Origin of the sequence: Thermosynechococcus sp. NK55a (assembly GCF_000505665.1) — a bacterium.
Taxonomy (GTDB): domain Bacteria; phylum Cyanobacteriota; class Cyanobacteriia; order Thermosynechococcales; family Thermosynechococcaceae; genus Thermosynechococcus.
In genome coordinates, this window is record NC_023033.1 from 2,329,025 (window position 1) to 2,345,789 (window position 16,765).

The 16,765-nt window shown below is 54.4% G+C and carries 15 protein-coding genes; 4 read left to right on the forward strand and 11 right to left on the reverse strand.

What is annotated here, in order from left to right:
• Positions 1–5: 5 nt before the first annotated feature.
• From NK55_RS11335 to NK55_RS11350, 4 genes are all read right to left on the reverse strand, one after another.
• Positions 6–1,175, reverse strand: a complete 1,170-nt coding sequence (locus NK55_RS11335; protein ID WP_024125841.1) for a cysteine desulfurase family protein — start codon at positions 1,173–1,175, stop codon at positions 6–8.
• Positions 1,176–1,342: 167 nt separating this feature from the next.
• Entirely contained in the window at positions 1,343–1,708 is a 366-nt protein-coding gene (locus NK55_RS14330; protein ID WP_051372854.1) for a winged helix-turn-helix domain-containing protein, read from the reverse strand.
• A 56-nt stretch (positions 1,709–1,764) separates the two neighbouring features.
• Positions 1,765–2,961 (reverse strand): ribonuclease Z, encoded by a 1,197-nt coding sequence (locus tag NK55_RS11345; protein WP_398507776.1) that lies wholly within the window; start codon positions 2,959–2,961, stop codon positions 1,765–1,767.
• A gap of 35 nt (positions 2,962–2,996) precedes the next feature.
• Entirely contained in the window at positions 2,997–3,644 is a 648-nt protein-coding gene (locus NK55_RS11350) for a DUF3386 domain-containing protein (RefSeq protein WP_024125843.1), read from the reverse strand.
• A gap of 162 nt (positions 3,645–3,806) precedes the next feature.
• Between NK55_RS11350 and NK55_RS11355 the strand changes: the two genes are divergently transcribed.
• Complete coding sequence (locus NK55_RS11355) at positions 3,807–4,340, forward strand: P-loop NTPase family protein (protein WP_024125844.1); 534 nt, start codon at positions 3,807–3,809, stop codon at positions 4,338–4,340.
• Positions 4,341–4,356: 16 nt separating this feature from the next.
• Here the strand turns inward: NK55_RS11355 and NK55_RS11360 are convergent, their stop codons facing one another.
• The 6 genes from NK55_RS11360 to NK55_RS11385 all read right to left on the reverse strand — a co-directional run bounded on the left by NK55_RS11360 (position 4,357) and on the right by NK55_RS11385 (position 10,187).
• Positions 4,357–5,229 carry an alpha/beta fold hydrolase gene (locus tag NK55_RS11360; RefSeq protein WP_041429295.1) on the reverse strand — a complete coding sequence of 291 codons (873 nt, stop codon included), beginning with the start codon at positions 5,227–5,229 and terminating at the stop codon, positions 4,357–4,359.
• 165 nt (positions 5,230–5,394) lie between these two features.
• Positions 5,395–5,592 carry a hypothetical protein gene (locus NK55_RS11365; protein ID WP_024125846.1) on the reverse strand — a complete coding sequence of 66 codons (198 nt, stop codon included), beginning with the start codon at positions 5,590–5,592 and terminating at the stop codon, positions 5,395–5,397.
• A 131-nt stretch (positions 5,593–5,723) separates the two neighbouring features.
• Positions 5,724–6,536 (reverse strand): carbon-nitrogen hydrolase family protein, encoded by an 813-nt coding sequence (locus NK55_RS11370; RefSeq protein ID WP_024125847.1) that lies wholly within the window; start codon positions 6,534–6,536, stop codon positions 5,724–5,726.
• Between the two features lie 60 nt (positions 6,537–6,596).
• Complete coding sequence (locus NK55_RS11375) at positions 6,597–6,782, reverse strand: hypothetical protein (RefSeq protein ID WP_024125848.1); 186 nt, start codon at positions 6,780–6,782, stop codon at positions 6,597–6,599.
• Between the two features lie 469 nt (positions 6,783–7,251).
• Positions 7,252–8,316, reverse strand: coding sequence for a tRNA preQ1(34) S-adenosylmethionine ribosyltransferase-isomerase QueA (gene queA / locus NK55_RS11380; protein WP_024125849.1), 1,065 nt, complete (start codon positions 8,314–8,316; stop codon positions 7,252–7,254).
• On the reverse strand, positions 8,316–10,187 hold the full coding sequence (locus tag NK55_RS11385) for a PP2C family serine/threonine-protein phosphatase (RefSeq protein ID WP_024125850.1): 1,872 nt from the start codon (positions 10,185–10,187) through the stop codon (positions 8,316–8,318). The genes queA and NK55_RS11385 overlap by 1 nt, the downstream gene beginning before the upstream one ends.
• Positions 10,188–10,530: 343 nt before the next feature.
• Between NK55_RS11385 and NK55_RS12565 the strand changes: the two genes are divergently transcribed.
• A complete protein-coding gene (locus NK55_RS12565) occupies positions 10,531–12,849 on the forward strand; it encodes a diguanylate cyclase domain-containing protein (protein WP_024125851.1) in 2,319 nt (772 codons plus the stop codon).
• On the opposite strand, the gene NK55_RS11395 is transcribed toward NK55_RS12565, so the two are convergent.
• Complete coding sequence (locus NK55_RS11395) at positions 12,844–14,106, reverse strand: PAS domain-containing sensor histidine kinase (protein ID WP_024125852.1); 1,263 nt, start codon at positions 14,104–14,106, stop codon at positions 12,844–12,846. The genes NK55_RS12565 and NK55_RS11395 overlap by 6 nt on opposite strands.
• 57 nt (positions 14,107–14,163) lie before the next feature.
• On the opposite strand from NK55_RS11395, the gene NK55_RS11400 reads away from it, so the two are divergent.
• Both NK55_RS11400 and NK55_RS11405 read left to right on the forward strand, forming a co-directional pair.
• Positions 14,164–15,894 (forward strand): ABC transporter ATP-binding protein, encoded by a 1,731-nt coding sequence (locus NK55_RS11400; protein ID WP_024125853.1) that lies wholly within the window; start codon positions 14,164–14,166, stop codon positions 15,892–15,894.
• Entirely contained in the window at positions 15,895–16,755 is an 861-nt protein-coding gene (locus tag NK55_RS11405) for a 3'(2'),5'-bisphosphate nucleotidase CysQ (protein ID WP_024125854.1), read from the forward strand.
• The last annotated feature ends 10 nt before the right edge of the window (positions 16,756–16,765 follow it).

Sequence of the window (16,765 nt, forward strand, 5' to 3'; positions counted from 1 at the left end):
GCATCCTAGGAAATGGATACCGCTAAGGGGGGAGCGATCGCCTCTGCAAGATATTGCCGCAGCACCATGGCTAACCAATCCACATCGGCAGCGGTGGTCTCTCGCCCCAAGGTAATACGAATTCCTGCTTTGGCGGTTTCAGGATCGTAGCCCATGGCCAAGAGGGTTGGACTTGGTTGGGTTTGGCCACTTTGACAGGCGGATCCCGCACTAATGCCAATCCCTGCCAGGTTGAGTTGCCGGACAAAGGTTTTGCCATTCAAGGGCTGGCCGTGGCGATCGCGCACAATCAAACTCAAGTGATGGGGCAGTCGCTGCCAGGGATGTCCCGTTTGTTCCACTTGGGGATGATTCTGTAACTGCTGCCACAGGCGATCGCGCAATTGAGCAAGTCGCATTGGTTCTATTGCTAGTTCAGTGGCTGCCCACGCCGCCGCTACCCCAAAACCCACGAGGGTCGGCACTGCCTGCGTTCCTGCCCGCAGGCCAACTTCTTGTCCACCGCCGCGCAAGAGCGGTTCTAAGGCCACCCCCGATCGCACATAGAGCGCCCCCGCCCCCTGAGGGCCGTAAATTTTATGACTAGACAGGGAGAGTAAATCTACCCCCAAGCGTCGCACATCCAAGGGAACTCGTCCCGCCACTTGAACCGCATCTGTGTGGAAAAGCACCCCTCCCTCTTGGCAAATGGCTGCGAGTTCAGTAATGGGTTGGAGGGTGCCCACCTCACTTTGGCCGTAGATAATGGAGACCAAAACCGTATTCGGTTGAAGTGCCTGCCGCAGTTGAGTAGGTTCCACCTGTCCCCAGTGATTCACCGGCAAGCGCGTCACCTGCCAGCCTTGGGCTTCAAGGGCAGCAGCCGGTTTAGCCACCGCCGAATGCTCAACCGCCGAAATAATTAAATGCTGAGGTTGGCGGTAGCGCTGGCAAACTCCCCACAGGGCAAGATTATCGGCTTCTGTGCCCCCAGAGGTAAAGATGATCTCATCGGCTTGGGCATGAATCAGTGCCGCCACCTGCATCCGCGCCTGTTCCAGGGCGATCGCCGCCCGTTGTCCCCACTCGTGAGTACTGGACGGATTGCCCCACTGCTGCTCATAGGCCGCCGCCATGGCCGCAAGAGCCTCCGCTCGACAGGGGGTCGTCGCACCATAGTCGAAATACAGTTGCATGGGCCGGAGCAGCTCCCAGAAACCAGTGGTGGAACTGTCTTAAAACTCAGTCCCTTAAGCCCATTGTAACTGATGATTCCCTAGCTCCTTTTTGCTGCCAAAGCGCTGATTTTAGGAAATAACGCTTAGCATCAGCAACAGCTGGTAGAAACCTTTGCAGGGTTGCCTCAGACCCTATCCTGGTCTTGATCATGGTCTTGCAGGTATTGATATCCCTTTTCAGAGATCTCCCAGGTGCCATAGGGGCTGCCGCTCTTGAGAAGACCGTTTTTGACCATGTCGTCCCTTGCCCATCGAGCCGTATCTCGCCAACACGGCTCGTTACCGGAAGGGACGGGCTGAAGGTCCGCCTCTGTCAGGATTTCTTGCACCTCCTCGTATACTTCCTCAAGCACATCTGCAGTCCTGCCAGAACCGCCACGACGAGCAAGGACGCGCAGGATCGGCCGGTAGTACTCACGGTTCGGTGTGCCCTTACCACGGGGCAGCCGACCCAAATTGCCACGGCTCTTCTTTAAATTGTTCTGTGTCACCTCGATATGCCTCCAACTTGAAGGTTTCCAACCAGAACCTGCCTCACGATCGGTCTTTAGAAGAGGACATTTAGGGTGGACCAATCCACTTGGGGATAGAGGCGTTCCAGTTCCCCTAGGCAGGTAAACTTTTGCTGTCGCCGTCGCTCTAAAATCGCATTGGCTGTGGTGGCGTCAATTCCTAATTTTTGTTGCATCTGTTGGCGAGTAGCACGGTTGATGGCGATCGCCGGCCGACTGTTTGGATCGGGAGCAACGGTTTGCGCCTCAAGGGGCCCTAGGGTTGCATCCAAAGTGTCTGTATTAGCCGCAGCAGGACTGTCCTGATGGCTAGAGGGCATTTCCTCGCCGATCTGGCCATCGCGGGGAATCGCGTAGTGGAGAAAATCCCGCGCCAAGCGGGTATTGGGGAAAATGGCTTGTGCTTCTGCCAAAAGATCTTCCACCTGCACAGGGTTGCCGGGGGCGTAGCGGGCGCTAAAGTGGGTGAGGAAAAGCAATTTCACTTGGGCAAAAGCTGCTACCTGCGCCGCCATGGTGGATGTGGAGTGGAGACGGGCAAAGGCCAGATTCGCTTCCTGGTGGGAAAAGGTGGCTTCGTGAATGAGGACATCCGCCTGCTGGGACAATTCCACAGCACTATCACAAAAGACGGTATCGGTACAATAGACCATACTGCGTCCTCGCTGCGGCGGATCGCAGAAGTCGCGACCATCAAAGGTGCGGCCATCCTCTAAAGTGATGGTTTTTCCCTGCTTGAGTTGACCATATAGAGGGCCAAAGGGAATCCCCAGGGCTTGGGCTTTTTCCACATGAAACCGACCGGGGCGATCCCCCTCAGTCACCCGGTAGCCAAAGGCGGGAACGCGATGATGCAGCAGCCGACAGGTGACGGTAAACTCACCATCGCTAAAGACTTCCCCCGGCTCTACCGTATGCACTTGCAACTTGTAGGGCAGTCGCATCACTGACCAGCGCAAACAACTGGCAATGTAGCGATCTAAGGTCGGTGGGCCATAGACATCAATTTGACTCACCGTTCCCGCAAGGCCACAACTGGCCAGCAAGCCCATTAGGCCAAAGATGTGATCGCCGTGCATGTGGGTAATGAAAATCCGGCGAATCTGACTGGTTCGCAGGTCGCTGCGCAGCAATTGGTGCTGGGTGGCTTCACCGCAGTCAAAGAGCCAAATTTCCTTGCGTTGGGGCAGCCGCAGAGCCACACTGGAAACATTGCGTGTGCGGGTGGGCACCCCAGAACTAGTGCCTAGAAATGTAATTTCCACGCTTAGTTGTCTAGGAGTTGCAGATCATCAAAACGGATTTCCACAGTGCTGGTTTGGCCATTTTCATGGGTGTGCACCACCTGCCGACTCATGAGATAGTAGTTGCCCACGGGTACATAGGTATCCTCAAACGCCATTTGCCGCACCACTTCGTTCGTCTGGGGATTGCGGAAGACAGCCACATAGTTGGTGGAAATGTAGCCTGAGCCGGTGTCAAGGGCTTCCTGATGGGTAATGGCAAAGGCGACCCGGCCCATGACACGGCTAACGTAGACAATTTGATTGTCCCTGACTTTGTAGTTGGAGCCCATGGCATCGCCACTGACGAGGATCTCCACGGCACCGCTGGCATCGGTTTGGCCAATTTGAAACGTGTTTTTACCGTGGGCTGCCTCAAAACTGTTGCGTTTGCGGTGAACAATCACATCCCGTAGTTGATTGTAGAGGGATTCCCGGATATGTTCATCTTCGATCCCGCTTACCTCAACGCTGTAGTCACGGCTAACTTTGACCTGCCCTTGGTAGGTGCGATCGCCCTCAATGAGTGTGACCTTTGCCGTAAAGCCGGGAAAATTTTCATCCCATGTGTAACGATTTTCGTAGGCAGCGCGAAAGAGCGCCTGCGCATCAAGGGCCTGTGTTGCTGGCATCGGTGCATCCTCGGTAACAGTTACTGTGTTTTAAGATAACTGATTCTCACCCCCCTTGACGGCCACGTATATCTAGTGTTCACTAGGGTTAAATCACAGCGTACTACACTAGATGTATAACCCCTAGGGGATCGTTCTCCTTTTTGACTGGACAGAAACACTATGGTGGCACAACTCTCGGTTTCCGCTTCTGAGGCAAGCTTGCCCCTAACCTATGGCATTGAGGGAGTGGTGCAGGTGTTTACCTGTCCGCAGCGGCACTTTTTCACCACAGTCATGGCCCAGGCGTTGCGGGTTGCTGCCCAGGGCAGTGAGGTTATGATTGTTCAATTCCTCAAGGGCGGCATTCAAATGGGGGTCGAGCACCCGATTCAGTTGGGGCAGCATCTCACTTGGTGGCGACCGGCGCTGCAACGCTGTTTAGGCCAAGGAGATTCGATCACTCCCCAAGAAAAGGCAGCAGTGCGTGAGCTGTGGCAGCATTTGCAAACCAAAGTGCAGGAGGGACAGCACCGTTTGGTGGTTTTAGATGAGGTAAGTGTGGCCATGCAACTGGGGGTGCTCACTGAAGGGGAGGTACTGGACTTTCTCAAGAATCGGCCACGCACCCTCGATGTCATGTTGACGGGGCCTGAAATGCCAGAATCGCTGCTGGCGATCGCTGACCAAATTACACAGTTACGTCGTTTGATTTAGGTGGAATGATTTAGGTCTAATTGAGGGGGGCAGAAACGGTTTCTAACCACTCGAGCAGATACTCATTCACCAAGTCGGGTTGCTCCTGCTGCACAAAGTGGCCACAGTGGTCCAAGTATTGAATTTTCAGTTCCTTAACGTAGGCTTCCGTGCCGTAGGTCAGTTCAATGCCCAAGATGGGGTCTTGGCGCCCCCAGAGCATCAGCGTTGGTATGTCGAGTACGCCCCACTCGCGACTGTAAAGACTTTGTAACCCCGCACGGTAGTAGTTGAGCATTCCCGATAGAGCACCCCGCTGAGCCGCGGCATCCTGATAGCGGGCAATGTCCAGGGGGCGGATGGCCTGCTGGTTCACAGCTGCCCAGCGAAAGATTTGGGCGATCGCCCCATAGCCTCCCCACTCCAAGAGTATCTCTGGTAGCCACGGCAGCTGAAAGAGCAGCATATAACTACTGCGCAACCATTGCTCAAAACTCAACTGTTGAAACTTGGCAGGATGGGGGCAAGCCAGCACACTCAGGGTTTGAATCCGCTCAGGTGCGGCATAGGCAACCCCCCAGGCAACCATTCCCCCCCAATCGTGCCCCACCAAGTGGCAGCGCCGATAGCCAAGGCCGTCAAGGACACCGACAATGTCAAGAATTAATTCATCAAGAACATAGCTAGCGGTATCTTGGGGTTTATCGCTGAGATGATAGCCCCGCAAATCTAGGGCAACGACTTTGTGCTTTTCCGCCAATACCGGAATTTGATGTCGCCAAGAGTACCAAAACTCTGGAAAACCATGGAGCAGCAGCACCAACTCCCCCTCTCCTTGGGTGACATAGTGCAGACGAATACCATTGGAGACAATAAACTTATGGATCCACGGGCCTTCAATCATATGCATCTTGGGGGCTGGCACTTTCCACTATACCCAAGGAAACCCTGAAGGAGGGTGTTGCCGCAGCCTCAAGAATAAAACCCCCAGCTGGAATGCGCCGTGGGGGTAATATGTGACCTAAGGAGTCGGAATGCTCCTCGTATAGGGGCAAAGCTGACAATTCCTACCAACTTAATAGGCAAGGGTTTCGAGCGCCTGACGCAGGTAAGCGGTAACGCAAGCATCAAGATCCGTGGGCTGCTCAATAACAACACTCGCCTGCTTTTCGCTCAGCCAGCGCTGAAAACCCGAGCTGTGGGCGATCGCTCGCTTTAGGGAGTTCCAAACCTCGGCGGAGGCTTGCGGGTTGGGAACCGTAACACTTTCCATAGATACTCTCCTAGTCGGTTTGGAGTGAGCGGAAGGAATCAGTTATGGTTCTACGATAGCTTAGGAAACTCCCCCCGTCTGTATGGAATGTTACGACTTATTTCACAATTTAGCTAAGAATGAGCTAAGAATCAAAAAAAGACGCGGTGTTGTAGGCAAGGCATCTGTTGACGCACTTGCTCGAGGCGGCTGGGTTCAATGGCCGCAATGGCGAGGCCGGGGCGATCGCCCGCATCGGCGAGGATGGTTCCCCAAGGATCCACAATCAGTGCATGGCCGTGGGTTTGCCGCCGTGCATAGTGAATCCCCGTCTGGGCCGGGGCAATCACATAACAGGTATTTTCGATTGCCCGAGCCTGCAGTAGAACTTGCCAGTGATCCTTACCCGTGAAGGCAGTAAAGGCAGCTGGCACAAACAACACCGTTGCCCCCGCTTGAGAGAGGGCACGGTAAAGTTCTGGAAAGCGGACATCATAGCACACCGACAAGCCAATATTGCCCAGTTCCTTACTGGGATAGACCGAGGGCAACTGCCGTCCAGCAAGCACTGTGCCCGATTCGTGGTAAATATTGCCATCGGGCAAATCGACATCAAATAAATGCACCTTTTGGTAGCGGCTCAATTCTTCCCCCGTCGGCCCAATCAATACCGCTGTGTTATAGACCTTGCCTGCCGTTGCCGGCACCGGGTAGCCACCCCCCACCAGCGTAATCTGAAATCGCTGGGCCATTCGTTTCAAAAAGGCCTCAGTCCGCTCAGCGATCGCTGCCGCTTGGGCAACCTTCTCGCGATCGTCACCCAGAAAGGAAAAATTTTCTGGCAACCCAATCAGTTCTGCCCCTTGTTGCACCGCCAATTCAATGAGTTCTTCTGCCTGAGCCAAATTGGCTTCAAGATTGGGTTGGCTCGTCATTTGGACTGCGGCAGCGAGATAGGATTTCATGCCCGTTGCAAAAAAGACAGCAACCCCTCATTCTAGCGCTGCAATCTGCCTAGGGCAAGTTTAGCGAGAACGCAGGTTCCGCAAGATCGGATTGCGTTGGGTAGGGAGCTGATGCTCATGGGCAGTGCGATAGGCCCAAAAGACATAGCCGGCAATAAAGAGGTTCAACAGCACGACTAGCAGGAGCTTGGTACTGCTAATGGGATGCAAGCGCGGCGTTTTTTGGGGTAGAAATTGGAGGGCCATGGCTGCGCTCAGAACGCAACAGTTCCAGAGTCCACCATCATTAGTCGTTGCTCAGTCTCAATTTGTCTCAGTTTGTCTCAATTTGTCTTCTGTGACCAACAATGGCGAAGTTCCGGTTGCCTCTACTATAGATGCTCCCTCAGGCACAACCCCGCATCTGAAATGTCTTTTAATAGTTGATCATAAAACTATATTATTTATTATTCTCAGACATGCTAAGGTACCCCTAAAAAGCCATCCGCCCCCCAGGAAGGCCTCGGGAGCGGTCTGGTGGTTATCGTGAGTATCAACTCCTAGGAGAAGCGACCTCCTAGATGCTGATTTAAAATCAACAGATGGAGAACAACTCTTCCCTAGAGCTGAGGAACTCCAAAACGACGACCCAAGCGTTTACTACTATCTGCCATGGGCATCACCTCCATCTCCCTAAACGGTAACTTGCAAAACAACTGGCTTTAGGATAGCACACTCAAACGGTGTTGTGGCAAGCGCTGGGCAAAATTAGCATGGCATCGCCAAAGGAATAGAAGCGGTACTGGCGATCGATGGCCTGTTGGTACAACTGCAGCAACCGTTCACGGCCAATAAAGGCACTGACAAGCATCATCAAGCTAGAGCGGGGCAGATGAAAGTTGGTAATGAACCCCTCGACAATCTTGGGCTGATACCCCGGATAAATATAGAGATCGCTCTTGCCGCAAAAGGGCTGAAGGGTGCCTGACTGGGCAGCTGTTTCTAGGGAGCGAATAACGGTGGTGCCGACGGCAATGATTCGTCCCCCGGCGGCTTTGGCCGCCTGAATCCGTTCGACGGTGGCAGCCGGTACCTCAATCCATTCTTCGTGGAGATGGTGGTGACGAATATCCTTGGCCTCCACAGGACGAAAGGTGCCAATGCCCACATGGAGCGTTAGAAAACAGTGATCAATGCCGCGATAGGCCAACTTGCTAAAGAGTTCGGGAGTAAAATGCAAGCCAGCGGTTGGCGCAGCCACGGCACCGGGACGGCGGGCATAGACGGTTTGGTACTGCTCAGTATCCGCAATGGGATGATCAATGTAGGGAGGTAAGGGCACTTCCCCCAGGTGATCCAGGTATGACCACAGGCGATCGCCCGGCGGCAGGTCGAATTCAATCACCCGTCCTCGGGTTTCCTCATCAATGGCCTGTACCGTTGCTTGCAGCGAGCCGATTTGAATCACTGCCCCAGGGCGCAATTTTCGACCGGGTTTTACCAAGGCCAACCACTGGCGATCGCTCAACTCTTCAAGGAGAAACACCTCAACGGTGCCGCCGGCGCCGCCCACTTTTTGACCCATCAGCCGCGCTGGAATCACCCGCGTATCATTGAGCACCAGCAGATCCCCTGGCTCTAACAGTTGCGGTAGCTCATAGAAGTAGTGATCTGCGGCTGTGTTGCGGGTCACCACCATCAGGCGGGAGCGATCGCGGGGGGAAACCGGCTGTTGGGCAATCCGCTCCGCCGGCAAGGAATAGTCGTAGGCATCGAGGGAAAAATCCGCAGGGTTAGGCATCACTTGGGGGCGATCAACGGTGAGGATGAGGGCTTTTCTACAGTATTAGACCGATTCATAGAAGTCATAACAGCCAGAAAGCTAAAGGCAGCAGTGGCAACACCCACAGCAATCAGCAGGAGCAGCCACCCTTGGGAACCAAGTTTATGGACTTGCTGCAGTTGGGGTTGAGGGGATTCCAGAACTTGGGAAACCGTCAGATTGAGTTCTGATGGCTCGGGTGGAGGGACGTAGCCCATTGTAATGTCTGTCACCTCTGGCAGCTCCCCTTGACAGACAATGTTGCTATAGTCCAAGTCAAGGACACCGGCTGTATTCTTTACCCGACAGTGAATGAGCACCACCGTTACATTGTCATGGCCATTGAGGCGATTGGCAAGATCAATCAGTTGTTCAGCAGCAGCAGTAAGGGAAACCCGACCTTGGAGTACAGGCAGCAGGTACTGTCGCCAGTAGGTTTCCACGCGGTTAAAGTCGCTGAGACCGTCGGAACACAGCAGCAGAATTCCCTCTTCATCCAGCAAAAAGCGCTCAACCGTGGGGTGGAGATGCTGGGAGGGTGCCATGCCCAAAGCTTGCACCAAGGAGCCACCATAGGGCAACTCCAGGGCTTGATGGTAGGTACTCATTCCCAAGCGCACATCGCGGCTGGCCACATCGTCATCGAGGGTGAGTTGGTAGCAGCCCCAGCGGTTGATCCAGTAGGCGCGGCTGTCCCCAATGTGGGCAAGGTAAAGATGGGCGTGTTCAATCAGGGCACCGACAACCGTGGTTCCCATGCGCTGGCGCTCGTGGCGCTGCTCCGTATCATTGCGTTGATTGATCGCATCATTAGTGGCGTGAATGGCTGTTTGAATCGCTTGCTCCACTGTGGCGGGAGGGGTCTCTAGAAGATTAAGGGATTTGAGGGTTTCCGCCAGGATGTCAATGGCCAAGCCTGAGGCCACATCGCCGCCTTCATGGCCCCCCACACCATCGCACACCAAGGCCAAAACCCGTGACTGATCGGCAAGGTCAGTCTGGGGCAAGCACTTATCCTCATTGCGACTGCGACTAGGCCCCTGGTCGGAGCGGCTGGCAATATCGTAGTGGTACTCATAACCAAGGTCATCGAGAGCCTGTTGAAAGAGGACCTCTAGGGTTTGGCGCACAGATTCAGGGGCGGCTTCCCGAGGATCCTGCATTTGTTGACACAGGATTGTGAAGGCCTGCTGAAAGTTTTCCCCTTGATCGGTAAAGTTGAAATGGGTTTGCCAGAATTGGCCAAGGTCAGCCAAAGTAGGATTATTGCCTGCTTGCAGTTGCAGAAGCCGCACCAGGGAACCCTCGGCTCGCAAAAGCTGGGGATTGAGGAGTGTGAGAGCTACATTTTCTGCCACCAGCGCTGGCCAAAGGGAGATGATTTGCCATAACCAGTTGAGGCGGCGCACTAAATTGGCTTTGTCCCAGATGGTGGTGAGGGGAGCGGCATGGGTCAGGCCGGGGACAACTTTGGCATCGGCAATGTCAATGCAACTGACGGGGGCATGCTCAAGGAGCAACAGTTCTCCTTCTGGGAGGGAAAGCGCGCCAAAGAGTTCTGGAACATGGGGACGCTTGGGAAATAGACGTAGGTAGGGACGGTAAAGTTGGGCAGTATTGTCCACACTGGGGGCTGGCTCCCCCGGCAATAAGTCCAAGAGCAAGTGTTTGCCTTGCACCAAGTAGCGATCGCCCACCAGCTCACCGACGCTATAGTGATCCAAAGCGGAGCCAATGGCCCACAAATAGCGTTTTAGGAGTGGCACCTGACAGTGGTGACACTCAACTTGGTGAATGGAATTGGCTGTGCCACACTCCGGGCAAATAAGATTAGGGGCAGGTGGATTCATCGCTTCAATCCTGAGATGGCCGCCGCAGTCATAATCACCCGCAGCAGGTATGCATCAAGTTACTGAGCCAGTCATTCGCTAGTTCATAGCAGCGGCAAATAGCATACATTCCAATTCCCTATCCTAGCCTTTCTGCGGCAACAGCGGAATTGTGGGTCAAGCCTATAGGTGCCTACCGCAGCCCCCAGGATAGAATTGAATAAAGCCAATCTTTAGGCAAGGGCATCAAAACCAGGGGTGCAAATTTTTGTGAATTTTAATGTTATTTGCTACAGCGCTTATCAATAAACGCATAAATCATAAATAAAGTCTTAAGGAATCATCGAGTTGAGAGGGATAGACTATGGAGCAATTGAGTTCAGGCTTAAATTTGCAAGCCTTAGTGCAAACGCACTTTGTTTCAATTGCTCCAGGGGATTCCTTCAATAACATTCTCCAAGGCTTACAGGAAAGTCAGGGTTCTGGCCTTGTTGTAGAGGAGCAGGGGCAGTTTCGGGGATTGATCACCCAACGGGAAGTGATCCGCGCCCTTGGCAAGGGCTACTCTCCCCAGGAGATAACTGCTGAGCGGATCATGCTGCCATCGGACTACTGTTTGAGCCTCAAGGATCTGGATCATCTCCTGGGGGTTCTCGGGCGTTTTCGTCATCTGGGCGTGGATGCCCTGGCAGTGGTCAATGACTCTCAAGGGGTTGAAGGACTGCTGACCCGCCAAGCGCTGCGTGAGCGCTTGCGCCCTGCGGATCTGCTGCGGATCAAGCGGGTAGTGGAGGTGATGGTATCTGATGTGGCCACTATTACGGCTGAGGCTTCGTTACAGGAGGCAGTTGTTCTGATGAGCGAACGGGGTGTCACCAGTTTGGTGGTTCCTGAGGAAACATCCTCTGGTGTGCTGCCGCGCGGCATTATTACGGAAAAGGATATTTTTCAGGCACTGCATAGCCAAGGGGGAGTGCTCACAGGAACCGTCGGCAGTATTATGTCCCAGCCCGTGCTGACCGTCAAGCCCGATCAAAGTTTGTGGCAGGTGAATCATTTGCTCCAGGAGCATCAAGTGCGTCGCGTCGTGGTTGTGGACGATGATGGCCACATGGTAGGAATTGTGACCCAGAGCAATCTTTTGGCGGCCATTGACATCACTGAGGCTCAAGGGGTGATTCAGGTGCTAACACAGGAACTCAGCAAGGCAACGGCGGAACTGCGCTGGCAACTGTCGCGGCAACAGGCAATTACGGCGGCAATTACGGAGAGTGAACAGCGCTATAACACCCTCATTAGTCACTTACCTGTTGCCCTCTATCGGCGCGATCGCGATCGCCTGTGGCAATTCAACTATGTCAGCGACCAAATTTACCAGCTCACGGGTTACTTTCCCCAAGATTTACCCGACTGGCGGCAAATTGTCCCACCTCCGGATCTGATCCTGGCTGAACGGGAGATTGAGCAGGCCATTCAGCAACAGCGGGCCTACAGTACCACCTACCGCATTCGACATCGGGATGGCTGTTTCCGCTACTTGAGCGATCGCGGGCAGTTTGACCCCTACAGTCAAATGCTCCATGGCGTCCTTGTGGATGTATCGGATCAAAAGCGTACAGAGGAGCGATTAAAAACTTCCCTAGAGCGGGAAATGATTGTCAGCACCATCATTCAGGACATTCGCCAGTCCATTCGCCTAGAGGAGATTTTGCAGCGGGCGGTAACCAGCATCCAACAACTGCTGCTGAGCGATCGCGTGCTGATTTACCGCTTTTTAGCGGATGGCAGTGGTATAGTTGCCGTGGAGGCCACCGCCCTACCCCAGTACTCAATTTTGGGTCGAGTGATCCACGATCCGTGTTTTACCAAAGAAACAGCGCAGCGGTTTTTGGAAGGGCGCACGCTGACCATTAGCGATGTCAACCAAGCGCAACTCCAGGATTGCTATCGTGAGTTACTGACTAGCTTGCAGGTGCAGGCCAATCTGGTGGTGCCCCTGCTGCAGGGCCAGAACCTGTGGGGACTCCTCATTGCTCACCATTGTCGCAGCCCTCGCCTGTGGGAGCGGGAGGAGTTGTTCCTACTGCAGCGGATTGCTGAACCCTTGACGGTGGCCCTACAACAGGCGGAGATGTACGAAGCCCTAGAGCAGGCCAATGCCAATCTCCAGCAAATGGTGTATATTGACAGTCTCACGGATATTGGCAATCGCCGCTGTTTTGATGAATTATTCCCAAAGGAATGGCGACGCTGCCAACGGGCGCAAAAACCCTTAAGTTTAATCATGGTGGATATTGATTGTTTTAAGGCCTACAACGACCACTATGGTCATTTGCAGGGGGATGAGATTCTCAAGCAGGTGGCACAAATTTTGGAAAGCCATTTACAGCGGGCGGGGGATTTGGCCACCCGCTTTGGCGGGGAAGAGTTTGCTCTGATCCTACCCGATACCGATCACAGGGGAGCTATTCATATTGCTGAGAATATCCAAGCAGCGCTGGCTGCAGCCAATATCACCCATGCAAAAAGTACAGTGGGGCCGAAACTAACGGCCAGTTTTGGGATTGCGACAACCGTCCCTAGCCCTGACCATACCCCAGAAAGGCTCTTGCATCTGGCGGATCAGTGTCTCTATGAAGCAAAAACCCGCGGGCGCGATCGCTGGGTGGCTAAGGAGCTATAGCTGGGTGAGGGGTAGATAAATTCGTAGCCACGCTCCCCCATAGTCAGGATGATTGGCCGCTTCGATATAGCCCCCATGGCACTCAACAATTTGGCGGGCAATGGCTAACCCCAAACCGCTGCCACTGCCCACAGGAGGTAGCTGCCCTTCATGATCCGTGGGAATGACAAAGCGATGCCGCCGTGGCTGTGCCCGATAAAACCGCTCAAAGACATAGGGTAAGTCCTTGGGGGGAAAACCACTGCCAGTATCAATGACTTCGAGACAGAGATACCCCCCCTCGCGATCGCTCAGGAGCCGCGTCAGGACTTGACCGCCTACAGGGCCGTGTTTAATGGCGTTGTCGTAAAGATTCATCAGTAGGCGCAACAGTTGCGATTCATTCCCCCAGTAGGGAGCTTTGTCCGGACCGCTGTACTCGTGCTGGATGTTTTTGTTCTGGGCTAAGGGAGCAAGGCATTGCCAAGCGGTGCGAATGACTTGCACCAGATCCAGAGGGTGCCGCTCCAAACTATCGGCAGGAGTATGGCTAAGGCGGTTGAGTTCCAGAAGTTCTTGCACTAGGAGGGTAAGGCGAATAATTTCTGCGAGGAGGCGATCGACCCAGTGCTGCAGGGACTCCGGTACCCGCTGCTGCAGGGTTTCAGTTACCAGGCGCAGCGAAGTGAGGGGCGTTTTCAGTTCATGGGCCACATCTGCTGCCCAGCGATCGCGCTCATCCCGCAGCCGCACGACCTCTTCGCAGTCCTCAATAAATACCCCCACATGTCCTTCCTCAAGGAAGAGTCCCCGTGCCCGCAGGGGTTTGCGCTTGGTTTGCCCTACTGGTGTGATGTAAGCGTAAAGCCATTCCTGCTCTGTTATGGTTTGCTCTTGGCGCACCTCCTCAATGAGACAGTCCAGTTCATAGGAGCGCACCAGTTCTAGAAAAAGGCGGCCTTCAGGAGACCTTAAGCCAAAAAGCGATCGCGCCGCTTCGTTGCAGCAGACCACACAGTTGGCCTCATCCACCTCCAAATAGGCAATGGGGGCATATTCAAGGATCGTTTGATAGCGCTGGATTTTCTGACGGCAGCGTGCCTGTTCCTGAAGTTGTTGGCTGAGGAGGGTTTGTAAGCGTTGCCACGGTGAGGACTTGAAAGGACGGGCAGCATACTGTTCGAGGAGCGTCTCCACAGCATGGCGCATTTGTCGCCACTGCCAGAACCAAACTATTAGCCCCAACAGCAGACCAACCCCAAAAAAGATCAACTCCATGCGTGAATGCCAGAATTGTCTCTATTCTATGGTTATTCCGCGTTGGTTTGCTCTGCGATGTCATCACCCCTTTTGCGTGTCGAAGCCCTCACCGTTGACTTTCCTCAGACCGATCAAACCCTACGGGCAGTGGATGGGATTTCCTTTCGCTTGGAGCGTGGCCAGACCCTTGGCATTGTCGGTGAGTCGGGTTCAGGGAAATCAGTGACCTGTTTGGCGCTCTTGCAGTTGCTCTTGCCGCCGGGACAGATCAGCCACGGCCAAGCCTGGTTTCAGCCAGAGCCAGAGGGGACAGCCATTGATTTGCTGCGCTGCACCCCCCGCCAAATGCAGCAGATTCGCGGTCGCCAAATCAGTATGGTCTTCCAAGAACCGATGAGTTCCCTCAATCCGGTCTATTCCATTGGCTTTCAACTGGCAGAGGCCATTGATCCGCAGCAACGACTTTCCCAAGGGCAATGTCAACAGCGGGCGATCGCCCTCCTTGAGCAGGTGCATCTCCTCAAACCGGAAGACCCCCTTGAGGAGAAAAAGCGGTTTCTCGGTCGCTATCCCCATCAACTCTCCGGGGGGCAAATTCAGCGGGTGATGATTGCCATGGCTATGGCCGCTTCGCCAGCGCTCTTAATTGCTGATGAGCCCACCACTGCCCTCGATGTGACTGTACAGGCGGCAATCCTACGGCTATTGCGAGAATTACAGCAGCAGTACCCTCTCTCATTGATTTTTGTGACCCATGATTTGAATCTGATTGCGGAATTGGCGGATCAGGTCGTTGTCATGTACCAAGGGCAAATTGTTGAATCGGGGACCCTTCAGCAGGTGTTTCGCCACCCCCAACATCCCTATACCAAGGGGCTACTGGCCTGTCGTCCCCGCTTGGATCAGCGTCTGGCGATTCTGCCAACGGTGGCGGATTTTCTAGGGGCCACCTCCCCGCAATTAGAAGTGATTTCCCCAGGGCAGCAGCGGGAACGCCTAGCCCATTTGGCCAGCCAACCCCCCTTGGTGCAGGTGGAGCACCTCTGGGTTAAGTATCCGGTTGCGGGGGGGCAGCGCTCGCTAACCGCAGTCAGGGATGTCTCATTTACGATTCGCACAGGGGAGACCTTGGGCCTTGTGGGGGAATCGGGCTGTGGCAAAACCACCTTGGCACGCACCCTCTTGCGCCTCCTAGAACCCGCCCAAGGCAAGATTCTTTTTGGCGATCGCGACATTAGCCATTTATCGCCTCGCCAATTGCGTCCCCTGCGGCAGCGCATGCAACTGATTTTCCAGGATCCCTACAGTTCCTTGAACCCACGCATGACCATTGGCGAGTTGGTGGCCGAACCGCTGCGGATTCACCGCCCTCATCACTCGCAACGGCAACACCAAGAGCGGGTGGCCTATCTCCTTGAGCGGGTGGGCATTGATCCCCAAGCTCAGAATCGCTATCCCCATGAATTTTCGGGGGGTCAGCGGCAGCGGATTTGCATTGCCCGTGCCTTGGCCTTGAATCCCGAGTTTGTCGTCTGTGATGAGTCGGTGTCTGCCTTGGATGTGTCGGTTCAGGCGCAGGTGCTGAATTTACTCAAGGAACTCCAGCGGGAATTTCAACTGACCTACCTCTTTATTTCCCACGACCTGAGTGTCGTTAAATTTATGAGCGATCGCCTGATGGTTATGTACAATGGCGAAATTGTGGAAATGGGTGAGGCGGAAGCCGTTTACCAACAGCCCCAGCACGACTATACCCGCACATTAATTGCCGCGATTCCCCGTGGTCTTTCCCTTGAGGCAGCCTAGATGTTCTCCTCCCTTGATCTTGAGAAGACCCTTGCCACCCTGCGCCCCATTCTTTGGCAGGCCCTTGAGCAACTGCGCCAGTTTTACCGCCAGGTGAAGGATCTAACGGTGCAGGATAAAGGCGGTGATCCCGTCACCCTCGCGGATCAGCAAATTGATGCCTTTTTGCGCCGTGCCCTCCAAGAACATTTTCCGGCCTCGGCGTTTGGCTATCTCACAGAAGAAACCTACACAGCAGGTCAGCCCCTATCGCAGCCCTATGTCTGGATCATTGATCCTTTGGATGGCACCTATGACTTTCTGCAACAGACGGGGGAGTACGCAATTCACGTTGCCCTTGTCCATAAACACCGCCCCTGTTTAGCTGCTGTGGTCTGGCCTGAGCAGGAGGTGATCTACACCGCCATTGCCGGTGGCGGCACCTATCGAGAAACCCGCCACAGTTCAACACGCCTGCAAGTTCAGCCCCCCAGCCCTGACCAGCCCCTGCGGGTGGTGATGAGCCGCAGCCATGGGGGCGATCGCCTAGAGGCATTTCTAACCAGCTTGGGATCGGTGCAGCTAATGCCGATGGGCAGTATGGGCTGTAAAACGGCGAGTATTTGCCAAGGGGATGCGGATCTGTACGTCAGCCTCACAGGGGGCAGTGCCCCCAAGGATTGGGACTTGGCGGCACCGGATTTGATCATGCAGGAGGCGGCGGGGGCCTTTACCTATGTCAATGGCGAATTACCCCGCTACAATCGTGCCGATGTGCAGCACTGGCAACCTCTGGTGGTATGTCATCCTGTCTTGAGCCGTTGGGTGGGCGATCGCCTGCAAGCCTTTTTACAGGAAAATCAAGGCTATTCTGGAAAATAGGCAAGTTCAG

Coding starts and splice junctions, on each gene's coding strand:
- queA (WP_024125849.1), bottom strand. CDS start 8,316: ATGCCTAACCCTGCGGATTTTTCCCTCGATGCCTACGACTATTCCTTG.
- NK55_RS11375 (WP_024125848.1), bottom strand. CDS start 6,782: ATGGCCCTCCAATTTCTACCCCAAAAAACGCCGCGCTTGCATCCCATT.
- NK55_RS11370 (WP_024125847.1), bottom strand. CDS start 6,536: ATGAAATCCTATCTCGCTGCCGCAGTCCAAATGACGAGCCAACCCAAT.
- NK55_RS11400 (WP_024125853.1), top strand. CDS start 14,164: ATGTCATCACCCCTTTTGCGTGTCGAAGCCCTCACCGTTGACTTTCCT.
- NK55_RS11335 (WP_024125841.1), bottom strand. CDS start 1,175: ATGCAACTGTATTTCGACTATGGTGCGACGACCCCCTGTCGAGCGGAG.
- NK55_RS11355 (WP_024125844.1), top strand. CDS start 3,807: ATGGTGGCACAACTCTCGGTTTCCGCTTCTGAGGCAAGCTTGCCCCTA.
- NK55_RS11365 (WP_024125846.1), bottom strand. CDS start 5,592: ATGGAAAGTGTTACGGTTCCCAACCCGCAAGCCTCCGCCGAGGTTTGG.
- NK55_RS11350 (WP_024125843.1), bottom strand. CDS start 3,644: ATGCCAGCAACACAGGCCCTTGATGCGCAGGCGCTCTTTCGCGCTGCC.
- NK55_RS11360 (WP_041429295.1), bottom strand. CDS start 5,229: ATGCATATGATTGAAGGCCCGTGGATCCATAAGTTTATTGTCTCCAAT.
- NK55_RS11405 (WP_024125854.1), top strand. CDS start 15,895: ATGTTCTCCTCCCTTGATCTTGAGAAGACCCTTGCCACCCTGCGCCCC.
- NK55_RS12565 (WP_024125851.1), top strand. CDS start 10,531: ATGGAGCAATTGAGTTCAGGCTTAAATTTGCAAGCCTTAGTGCAAACG.
- NK55_RS11395 (WP_024125852.1), bottom strand. CDS start 14,106: ATGGAGTTGATCTTTTTTGGGGTTGGTCTGCTGTTGGGGCTAATAGTT.
- NK55_RS11385 (WP_024125850.1), bottom strand. CDS start 10,187: ATGAATCCACCTGCCCCTAATCTTATTTGCCCGGAGTGTGGCACAGCC.